Source organism: Nocardioides sp. NPDC057772 (assembly GCF_042798075.1).
Classification (GTDB): domain Bacteria; phylum Actinomycetota; class Actinomycetes; order Propionibacteriales; family Nocardioidaceae; genus Nocardioides.
The window spans coordinates 1-9,579 of the sequence record NZ_JBHVKN010000197.1 but is presented as its reverse complement, the minus strand read 5'-3'; the positions used below and the strand labels follow the sequence as shown (position 1 = coordinate 9,579).

General features: G+C 71.3%; 9 protein-coding genes. 4 read left to right on the top strand and 5 right to left on the bottom strand.

The annotated features are described in order from the left end of the window. Nucleotides 1-78 precede the first annotated feature (78 nt). Nucleotides 79-3,078, top strand: coding sequence for an ATP-binding protein (locus ACFVJS_RS23085; protein ID WP_378885433.1), 3,000 nt, complete (start codon nt 79-81; stop codon nt 3,076-3,078). Here ACFVJS_RS23085 and ACFVJS_RS23080 read toward each other — a convergent pair. From ACFVJS_RS23080 to ACFVJS_RS23060, 5 genes are all read right to left on the bottom strand, one after another. Beyond that, entirely contained in the window at nt 3,060-3,761 is a 702-nt protein-coding gene (locus ACFVJS_RS23080; protein WP_378885431.1) for an ABC transporter permease, read from the bottom strand. The two genes, ACFVJS_RS23085 and ACFVJS_RS23080, sit on opposite strands and share 19 nt — an antisense overlap. Nucleotides 3,762-3,878: 117 nt before the next feature. After that, on the bottom strand, nt 3,879-4,337 hold the full coding sequence (locus ACFVJS_RS23075) for a DUF4162 domain-containing protein (protein WP_378885429.1): 459 nt from the start codon (nt 4,335-4,337) through the stop codon (nt 3,879-3,881). Beyond that, nucleotides 4,307-4,816, bottom strand: coding sequence for an ATP-binding cassette domain-containing protein (locus ACFVJS_RS23070; RefSeq protein WP_378885427.1), 510 nt, complete (start codon nt 4,814-4,816; stop codon nt 4,307-4,309). Before ACFVJS_RS23070 ends, ACFVJS_RS23075 begins: the two co-directional genes overlap by 31 nt. A 106-nt stretch (nt 4,817-4,922) precedes the next feature. Beyond that, nucleotides 4,923-5,477 (bottom strand): TIGR00730 family Rossman fold protein, encoded by a 555-nt coding sequence (locus ACFVJS_RS23065; RefSeq protein ID WP_378885425.1) that lies wholly within the window; start codon nt 5,475-5,477, stop codon nt 4,923-4,925. A 10-nt stretch (nt 5,478-5,487) separates the two neighbouring features. Next, nucleotides 5,488-6,315: a maleylpyruvate isomerase family mycothiol-dependent enzyme gene (locus ACFVJS_RS23060; protein WP_378885423.1), complete on the bottom strand. Its 828-nt coding sequence runs from the start codon at nt 6,313-6,315 to the stop codon at nt 5,488-5,490. Nucleotides 6,316-6,423: 108 nt separating this feature from the next. Between ACFVJS_RS23060 and argC the strand changes: the two genes are divergently transcribed. From argC to ACFVJS_RS23045, 3 genes are all read left to right on the top strand, one after another. After that, entirely contained in the window at nt 6,424-7,461 is a 1,038-nt protein-coding gene (gene argC, locus ACFVJS_RS23055) for an N-acetyl-gamma-glutamyl-phosphate reductase (RefSeq protein ID WP_378885421.1), read from the top strand. Between the two features lie 79 nt (nt 7,462-7,540). Next, nucleotides 7,541-8,482 carry an acetylglutamate kinase gene (gene argB / locus ACFVJS_RS23050; protein ID WP_378885419.1) on the top strand — a complete coding sequence of 314 codons (942 nt, stop codon included), beginning with the start codon at nt 7,541-7,543 and terminating at the stop codon, nt 8,480-8,482. Next, the coding region (locus tag ACFVJS_RS23045) for an acetylornithine transaminase (protein ID WP_378885418.1) at nt 8,479-9,579 on the top strand (1,101 nt) is incomplete at its 3' end. The genes argB and ACFVJS_RS23045, both read left to right, overlap by 4 nt.

Below are 9,579 nucleotides of genomic sequence, written 5' to 3'. Positions count from 1 at the left end.
GTCCTACGAACGACGTGTTACACGCCGGGCTCGAAATCCCGTACGTACGCGATATATCGTTATGACAGAATGGCGACCGTGACGACGCTGAGTGTGCTGGACGAGGTCACCTGGGCAGGTGTGCCGGTGGCCGGCGAGCGGACCCGGGCGCTGCTGCGCGCGCTGGTCGAGGCCGGCCCGCGAGGTGCCTCCGAGGCGGCTCTGGTCGAGGACATCTGGGGGCGTGACGACATCCCCGCCAACCCGTCGAAGGCGCTCCAGGTGGTCGTCTCCCGAGCCCGGACCGCGACCGCGTCCCGCGCCATCGAGCGTACGCCGCGTGGCTACCGCCTCGGCCTCGACGCCGGCGAGGTCGACGCCTGGTCGCTGCGCCCGCAGGCGCTGCGGCTGGCCGCCGAGAAGCGCTATGCCGAGGCCCTACCGCTCCTGGAACGGCTCGACCGGATCGATCCCGACGAGGAGGTCACCGAAGCGTTGCTCCGGGCGGTCGCCGCGGTGCACGGTGCCCCGGCGGCGCTGGAGCGGTTCGAGACGTACCGGTCCGGGCTGGCCGACGGGCTCGGCGTCGACCCGAGCCCGCGGCTGCGAGCGGTCCATGCCGAGCTGCTCGCGCGCGACCGCCCGGTGCGCTCCGGTCTGCGCCACGACACCGACGCCCTGATCGGCCGCGAGCAGGACACCGCGGAGGTCTCCGCCCTGCTGAAGAGCTCGCGGGTGGTCACCATCCTCGGGCCCGGTGGGCTGGGAAAGACCAGCCTGGCCCAGGTCCTCGCGCATCGCGCCGAGCAGCCGGTGGTCCACGTCGTCGAGCTGGTCGGCGTGACCGCTCCCGACGACCTGGTCAGCGAGGTCGGCTCGGCCCTGGGCGTGCGCGACTCCGTCGCCCACCGCGACCGGCTCACCCCCGCGCAGCGGGCCGACGTGCGCTCGCGGATCGCGCAGCAGCTCGACGGTGCGCCCACGCTGCTCGTGCTCGACAACTGCGAGCACATCGTGGCCGCCGTCGCCGACCTGGTCGCCTTCCTGGTCGCGACGGTGCGCGACCTGACCGTCCTGACCACCTCACGGAGCCCGCTCGCCATCGGCGCGGAGCGGGTCTACCAGCTCGGCCGGCTGGGGACGTACGACGGCAGCGAGCTGTTCCGGCGCCGGGCCGTCGCCGCGCGCCCCGGTGTCCGCCTCGACGAGCGCCGCGTCGACGAGATCGTCACCCGGCTCGACGGCCTGCCGCTGGCGATCGAGCTGGCCGCCGTCAAGGTGCGGGCGATGTCGGTCGACGACATCGCCCAGCGGCTGGAGAACCGGTTCGAGCTGCTGCGCGGCGGCGACCGCAACGCCCCCGACCGTCACCAGACCCTGGTCGCGGTCATCGACTGGTCCTGGAACCTCCTCTCCGAACGCGAGCGCCGGGCGATGCGCTGGCTCTCGGTCTTCCACGACGGGTTCACCCTCGCCGCGGCCGAGGCGATCCTCGGCGCCGATGCGTTCTCCGCGATCGAGGAGCTCGTCGACCAGTCGCTGCTCACGGTCGTGGAGGCACCGCTGGGCCTGCGCTACCGGATGCTCGAGACCGTGCGCGAGTTCGGTCGGATGCAGCTGGTGGGCGCCGGCGAGGACGGCGCCGCCCGGGCAGCGCAGCGGAGCTGGGCAGCGGCATACGCCGACGCCGGCGCGGGCCGGATCTACTCCCCGGAGCAGTTCGACGCCATGGACGAGCTGCGTGCGGAGGAGAGCAACCTGGCCGACATCATGCGCCAGGTGCTGGCCGACGACGAGGCCGAGAACGTCATCCGGCTGTTCTGCGCGCTGGGCGTCTTCTGGACCATCGCGGGCGAGCACCAGCGCGTGATCATGCTGGCCGGGCCGGTGGCCGACCTGCTCGCCGAGTGGGTGCCGCCCGCCGAGCTCCTGGAGAAGACCCGACTGGTCCTGGCCCTGCTGCTCTTCGGCGCCGCGGTCACCGGCGGGACCGGTCTGGACCGGTTGATGGCGATCCTCGACCGGGTCGGCACCGATGCCGCGGACCCACAGCTCAGAGTGATGCTCCAGGTCATGCAGGCGATGGCCGGCTCGGTCGCCCGTGCCGGTTCCGGCGAGCCCGGTCGGCCGCTGGCGGAGGAGCTGGCCGACCTGGTCGCCGACCCCGCCCCGGAGGTGCGCGCTCGCGCCTACACCTTCCTCAGCCACGAGCGGGAGAACCTCGGCGACCCCGAGGGGGCGATCGCCGCGGGGGCGGAGGCGCTGCGCCTCACCGGCACCGCCGGCGGGCCCTGGCCGCGGGCGATGCTGCACGCCCAGCTCAGCGGTCTCTACGCCCAGCTCGGCCGCCTCCGCGAAGCAGCCCACCATGCCCAGGAGGCCGTCCCGGTCCTGCGCCGTCTCGGTGCCGACGACGACCTCGTCCAGACCCACGCGGTCCTGGTGACGTACGCCGTGGAGCAGGGACGCCTCGAGGACGCCGCCGAGATCCTCGCCGAGCTCGCCGACGAGCAGCCCCGCGGCGGCTTCGGTTCCCGGGGTGCCGTCCACGGGGCCCGGGCGCAGCTCCTCCTCGCGCAAGGGCGGGTGGGTGAGGGCCTGGCGCTGTTCCGGGAGGTGGTGGCGACGATGGGCGAGCTGCCGTTCCCGGAGTTCGCAGACGACCCCGATCTGGTGCCGTGGCGGGTCGCGGCCGAGGCGGTCACCGTGGTCGCCTGCGCGCGCCACGGTGAGGGTGCCGACGGCTCCGACCTCTTCGACGTACTCATGGCGAAAGCGCCGCGCCTGATCTCCGAGGAGCGCCGCAGCCAGGACTACCCGGTGACGGGCATGCTGCTGCTCGCGCTGGGCTTGTGGGGCCTGCTGCGGGATGCGCTCCCGCGTGAGGAGTCGGTCCGGATGATGGCGCTGGCCGAACGGTTCGGCTACTCCCGCTCGTTCCTCGACATGCGCTGGGAGCTCGCCGTCGCCGACGCGGAGCGGCTCGCACCGGGCGTGCTCGAGCGGATCTCGGAGGAGTACGGAGAACGCCGCGGGCCTGCCCTGGTGGAGGAGGCCCGCGGCGTGGTCGAGCGGGTGGCTCAGAGATTCTTGTTGTAGCTCCTGACCGAGATCGGCGCGAAGATCGCGACGACCGCGGCGCAGCCGACGAGCGCCCACACGACGCTCAGGGTGAGGTCACCGGCGTTCATCAGGTCGCGGGTGGCGTTGATGACCAGGGTGACCGGGTTGACGTCGACGAAGGCCTGCAGCCAGCCCGGCATGGTCTCCTTCGGCACGAAGGCGGGGGAGAGGAAGGTCAGCGGGAACATGATCATCATCCCGGTGCCCTGGACGCCCCCGGCGGACTTCATGATCGTGCCGAGCCAGGTGAAGATCCAGCTCAGCGACCAGCCGGCGAAGATCGTCAGCGCCCAGCCGGCGAGCACCCCGCTGACGCCACCGCCCGGTCGGTAGCCCATCGCGAGGCCGACCGCGATCGTCAGCGTCGCCGCGATCCCGTAGCGGAGCAGGTCGGCGACCGCGGGACCGGCCAGCGGCGCGATCCGGGCGATCGGGAGCGCCTTGAACCGGTCGAAGACGCCCTTGTCCATGTCCTCGCGCAGCTGGGTGCCGCGGGCCATCGAGGCGGTCAGCGCGGTCTGGGCGAGGATGCCGGTGATGATGGTCGGCAGGTAGGCCTTCACGTCGCCGGAGATGGCGCCGCCGAAGATGTAGGCGAACATCGCGGTGAACAGCAGCGGCTGGATCGTGACGTCGAAGAACTGCTCGGGGTTGCGCACATCTTGATAAGCGCGCGCCGGGCCATGGTGAGTGTCTGGGAGATCGTCTCGCCGACGCCCGGGTGGGCCTTGAGCGGGCGGTCGGCCACGGCGTACGTGGAGATCAGTGCAGCCATCTCAGGCCACCTCCTCGGTGCGGATGTCGGTGTGATGCGCGGGGTTGTCGGGGTTCTCGGAGCTCTCGGTGCCGTGGCCGGTCAGGGCGAGGAAGACCTCGTCGAGAGTCGGCTGCTGCACGTTGGCGGTCGTGATCGAGATGCCGGCGTGGCGAAGACCGATGAGCACGTCTGCGGCGCGGTCGGCATCCGCCAGCGGTACGTTGACGCCGCCTGCCTCGGGAGTCAGCACGGGACGGTCGCCGGTGACCTTCTCGACCACGGCAGCGGCGGCGGCGACCTGGTTGCGGTCGCTCAGGCGCAGGTGCAGCGTCGAGTTTCCGATCGAGCTCTTCAGCTGCTCCGAGGTGCCCTCGGCGACCTTGACGCCACGGTCGATGACCGCGATCCGGTCGGCGAGCTGGTCGGCCTCGTCGAGGTACTGCGTGGTCAGCAGCACGGTGGAACCGCCGGCCACCATCGTACGGATGGTGTCCCACATCTGGCCGCGGGTCCGCGGGTCCAGGCCGGTCGTCGGCTCGTCGAGGAAGATGAGCGGGGGACGAGACAGGAGCGATGCCGCCAGGACTCCAGCAGCTCCTCGGAGGCGGCCCGGGCGGCCTTGCCCGACATGCCGAGCAGCCGGCCGAAGAGGACCAGGTTCTCGCTGGCGGTGAGGTTCTCGTCGACGGAGGCGTACTGTCCCGTGACGCCGACGAGCTGACGCACCTGGTGGGGGTGCGCCTTGACATCGACCCCGAAGATCTCCGCCGTGCCGGCGTCGATCGGGAGCAGGGTCGCGAGCATCTTGAGGGTCGTGGTCTTGCCGGCGCCGTTGGGACCCAGCACGCCGAAGACCTCGCCGCGGCGGATCTCGAGGTCGATCCCGTCGACCGCGGTGAAGTCTCCGAAGGTCTTGACCAGACCCGAGGCCGATACGGCCAGTTCGGTGGTTGTCATGCTCCCACGGTGAAGGGCGCCGGTTTCAGCGCGCCTTCACCGCGGTTTCACGACCACTGGACCGGTTTCAGTGGCCGGTTTCAGTGGCCGGTTTCAGTGGCCGGTTTCAGCGGGCGGCGTCGAGGCGGGCGAGGACGTCGTCGAGATCGTCGCCGACCACCAGTGACTCACCGGGGGAGCCGTGCAGGAATCCGGCCTCGGCGATGCGCTCCATCATCTCCACGAGCGGGTCCCAGAAGCCGTTGATGTTGAGCAGGCCGACGGGCTTGCCGTGCAGCGACAGGGTCTGCCAGGTCCAGACCTCGAAGAGCTCCTCGAGCGTCCCGATCCCGCCGGGGAGGACCAGGAACGCCTCGGCGCGCTCGGCCATGCGCGCCTTGCGCTCGTGCATCGTGTCGACCACGATCGTCTGCATCCCCGGCGCGCCTTCGACGCGACCCCACTCACGCTCGATCATGAACCGTGGGATCACCCCGAAGACCCGGCCGCCGCCGTCGATCGTGCCCTGGGAGATCTGACCCATCAGCCCGCCGCCGCCCGCGCCGTAGACCAGCTCGATGCCACGCTCGGCGAGTCCCGCGCCGACGTCGTAGGCTTTCTTCCCGAGCGCCGGGTCGTTGCCGTCGCGGGAGCCGAGAAAGACCGCCAGGTGCTTGATCATGCGGCGAAGGTTAGTCGTCCGTGATCGCCTGGTTGGTCAACGCGCGGAAGCGCTCGTAGATGTCCTTGTCACCAGTGACCTGAATGCCCTCGTCGTCGCGGCGGCGCCACAGCCAGGCGTCGAGGTCGGCCGCCGGTCCCTGGATGACGACGTCCGGCTCGGTGCCGGCCGGGATCTCCTCGGCGGAGACGACACTGATGTCGGGCTCGTCCTCGAGGTGGTCACCGTTGGGGCGGGTGCCGGAGACGAGGCCGAGCTGCACCCAGGTCTGGGTGTCCGTGTCGACGGCGTCGACGCGGACGTAGTGGTCGGTGCCCGCGAAGGTCGCCCAGTCGGGCTTCCCGCCGTAGAACACGTCGAGGAGCTCGTCGATCCCGTCCGCGGCGAGCGCGGGGTCGAGAGGCGTCACCGTGCCGGCGGTGAGCTCGGCGTCGAGGCGGTGGATGAGGATCTCGTGAGCCTGCCTGCGGTAGGTGAAGGCAGCGGTCCGGTCGTTGGACCACGACCAGACCGGCTCCTCGGGAGCGGTCTGCTCGAGGGTCTCGAGGAATCTGCCGTTGAGCTCGTCGAAGCGGGCCAGCAGGTCCTGGTAGCTCGCGTCCGCCGGGCGCTCGAGCTCGGTATAGGTCTCCTCGGTCGGCTCCGCGGGTCGGCTCTCCAGGACGTACGTCCAGAAGTGCTGCACCTCGGCGGCGACGTGCCACAGGAGGTCGGCAGCGGTCCATTCCGGGGCGGTCGGGACCGGGGCTGTGGGATCGGTGTCTGCGAGCACGGCACGGAAACGGGCCGACTCGGACCGGATGTGGTCGAGGTAGGCGGCGGGGGTGAGACGGGTCATGCAGCGAACCATAGGTGTCCCCGCCCCTCCTCTGCCTCTGGGTTTCTTCTCCGGCTGTCTCAGGGGGCGAACACGCTTTGCGAGATGCATGCAGGGTGACGTATGTTCATGCATATGACGAAGAAGCGCGTCGCCGTCGCCGGTGCCAGTGGATATGCCGGAGGTGAGCTGCTCAGGCTGCTGCTGGCCCACCCCGAGGTGGAGATCGGCGCCCTGACCGCCGCCTCCAGTGCGGGCAAGACCCTGGGGAGCCTGCAGCCCCACCTGCTCCCGCTGGCCGACCGAGTGGTCGAGCCCACCAACACCGAGACCCTGGCCGGTCACGACGTCGTCTTCCTGGCGCTGCCGCACGGCGAGTCGGGCCCGATCGCGGCCGGCCTGCCCGACGACGTGGTCGTGATCGACTGCGGCGCCGACTACCGCCTCGCCGACGCCGCGACCTGGACGAAGTTCTACGGCACCGACCACGCCGGCACCTGGCCCTACGGGCTTCCCGAGCTGTCGGGGCAGCGGGAGACGCTGGCCGGCGCCAGCCGGATCGCCGTGCCGGGCTGCTTCCCGACCGTCTCCACGCTCGCCCTGGCGCCCGCCGTCGAGGCCGGCATCGTCGAACCCGAGGTCGTCGTGGTGGCCGCCACCGGCACCAGCGGCGCGGGGAAGTCGTCCAAGCCCCACCTGATCGGCGCCGAGGTGATGGGCAACGTGAGCGCCTACGGCGTCGGTGGCGTCCACCGCCACACCCCCGAGATCGTCCAGAACCTCTCCGCGCTGGTCGACGGCGAGGTGTCGGTGTCCTTCACGCCGGTCCTCGTCCCGATGCCGCGCGGCATCCTGGCCACCTGCTCGGCCAAGCTCGTCGGGGACGTGACCGCGGCCGATGCGCGCGCCGTCTACGAGAAGGCCTACGGCGAGGAGCCCTTCGTCCACCTGCTCCCCGAGGGCCAGTGGCCCCAGACCCAGGCCGTGCTGGGCTCCAACGCGGTCCACCTGCAGGTGACCGTCGACGACGCTGCCGGGCGGCTGGTCGTCGTCGGTGCCGAGGACAACCTCGCCAAGGGCACCGCCGGCGGAGCGATCCAGTGCATGAACCTCGCGCTCGGTCTCGACGAGACGGCCGGCCTGTCGACGGTGGGAGTGGCCCCGTGAACGAGCGTCAGCGAGTGAACCTCGACACCCTCACGCCGCCGCGTCCGTATCCTGGCGCTTGCGCTACGGAGGTGGCGGCGTGATCGATCTCGAGACCGTCTCGCACGAGCCCGGCCGTCCCGACCCCGCCAAGGCCCGCACCCTGGCCGGCGCGCTGCCGTGGCTGAAGGAGTACCACGGCAAGATCGTCGTGGTGAAGTACGGCGGCAACGCCATGACCGACGACACGCTCAAGCGCGCCTTCGCCGAGGACATCGCCTTCATGCGGTTCGCCGGCTTCAAGCCGGTCGTGGTGCACGGCGGTGGCCCGCAGATCTCCAGCATGCTCGACCGGCTCGGCATCGAGTCGGAGTTCCGCGGCGGGCTGCGGGTGACCACCCCTGAGGCCATGGACGTGGTCCGGATGGTCCTGGTCGGCCAGGTGCAGCGCGAGCTGGTCGGCCTGATCAACGAGCACGGCCCGCTGGCCGTCGGCCTCTCCGGCGAGGACGCCGGGCTCTTCACCGCCGAGCCGGCCAGCACCGTCGTCGACGGCGAGGAGATCGACCTCGGCCAGGTCGGCGAGGTCGTCGACGTGCTTCCCGCTGCGGTCCTCGACATCATCGAGGCCGGCCGGATCCCGGTCGTCTCCAGCGTCGCCCCCGACGCCGACGGCGTCATCTACAACGTCAACGCCGACCGCGCCGCCTCGGCCCTGGCGATCGCGCTGCAGGCCGAGAAGCTGCTCGTCCTGACCGACGTCGAAGGCCTCTACCTCGACTGGCCCGACCCCGAGGAGGTCATCGGCGAGATCAGCCCCGAGGCGCTGGAGAGCATCCTCCCCGACCTCGCCAGCGGGATGATCCCGAAGATGAGCGCCTGCCTCGAGGCGGTCAAGGGCGGCGTCAAGCGCGCCACCGTCGTCGACGGCCGCGAGCAGCACGCCGTGCTGCTGGAGCTGTTCACCGCCGAGGGAGTCGGCACCCAGGTGCTCCCCGGCGTCACCACCAAGACCCGCAAGGCAAGGGAGCTGGACAGATGAGCACCTACGGAGAGCGCTACGCCGCCTCCCTGATGAACACCTTCGGCGCTCCCAAGCTGGTCCTCACCCGAGGCGAGGGCGCCCACGTGTGGGACGAGAACGGCAAGGAGTACGTCGATCTGCTGGCCGGCATCGCTGTCAACGCGCTCGGCCATGCCCACCCGGCGTTGGTCTCCGCGGTGACCTCCCAGATGCAGTCGCTCGGCCACGTCTCCAACTTCTTCACCTCCCACCCGCAGGTGGAGCTGGCCGAGGCCCTGCTCGCGCGGGTTCCCGGTGGGGAGACCGGACGGGTGTTCTTCACCAACTCCGGCACCGAGGCCAACGAGGCCGGCTTCAAGCTGACCCGGCGCACCGGCCGCACGCACATCGTGGCTGCTCAGGGCGCCTTCCACGGCCGCTCGATGGGAGCGCTGGCGTTGACTGCCAAGGAGGCCTACCGGGCGCCCTTCGAGCCGCTCCCGGGCGAGGTCACCTTCGTCCCCTACGGCGATGCCTCCGCGCTGGCCACAGCCGTGACCGACGAGACCGCGGCGATCATCCTGGAGCCGATCCAGGGCGAGGCGGGCGTCGTCGTGCCGCCCGCCGACTACCTGGCAGCCGCGCGGGCCGTGGCCGACGAGCACGGCGCGCTGCTGTGGCTCGACGAGGTCCAGTCGGGCCTCGGCCGCACCGGCCGCTGGTTCGCCCACGAGACCTCGGGCGTCACCGCGGACATCGTCACCCTGGCCAAGGGTCTGGGCGGCGGCTTCCCGATCGGCGCCTGCATCGGCCTGGGCCGGGCGGCGACGCTCTTCGAGCCCGGTAACCACGGCACCACCTTCGGTGGCAACCCGGTCGCCTGCGCCGCAGGTCTCGCGGTGATCGAGACGATCGAGTCCGAGGGCCTCCTCGAGCACGTCACCGTGCTCGGCCAGAAGCTGCGCGACGGCCTCGCTGCCGACCCGCGGGTCGCGCGGGTCGACGGCGAGGGTCTGTTCATCGGCGTCGTCCTCGCCGGTCTCGACTCGGCCGCGGTCGCCGCCGCCGCCCTCGAGGCGGGCTTCATCCTCAACAACGCCACACCCGAGCGGATCCGGATCGTGCCGCCGCTCGTC

Coding starts and splice junctions, on each gene's coding strand:
- ACFVJS_RS23075 (WP_378885429.1), bottom strand. CDS start 4,337: ATGGTGGCCGGCGGTTCCACCGTGCTGCTGACCACGCAGTACCTCGAC.
- ACFVJS_RS23070 (WP_378885427.1), bottom strand. CDS start 4,816: ATGACAACCACCGAACTGGCCGTATCGGCCTCGGGTCTGGTCAAGACC.
- ACFVJS_RS23065 (WP_378885425.1), bottom strand. CDS start 5,477: ATGATCAAGCACCTGGCGGTCTTTCTCGGCTCCCGCGACGGCAACGAC.
- ACFVJS_RS23060 (WP_378885423.1), bottom strand. CDS start 6,315: ATGACCCGTCTCACCCCCGCCGCCTACCTCGACCACATCCGGTCCGAG.
- argC (WP_378885421.1), top strand. CDS start 6,424: ATGCATATGACGAAGAAGCGCGTCGCCGTCGCCGGTGCCAGTGGATAT.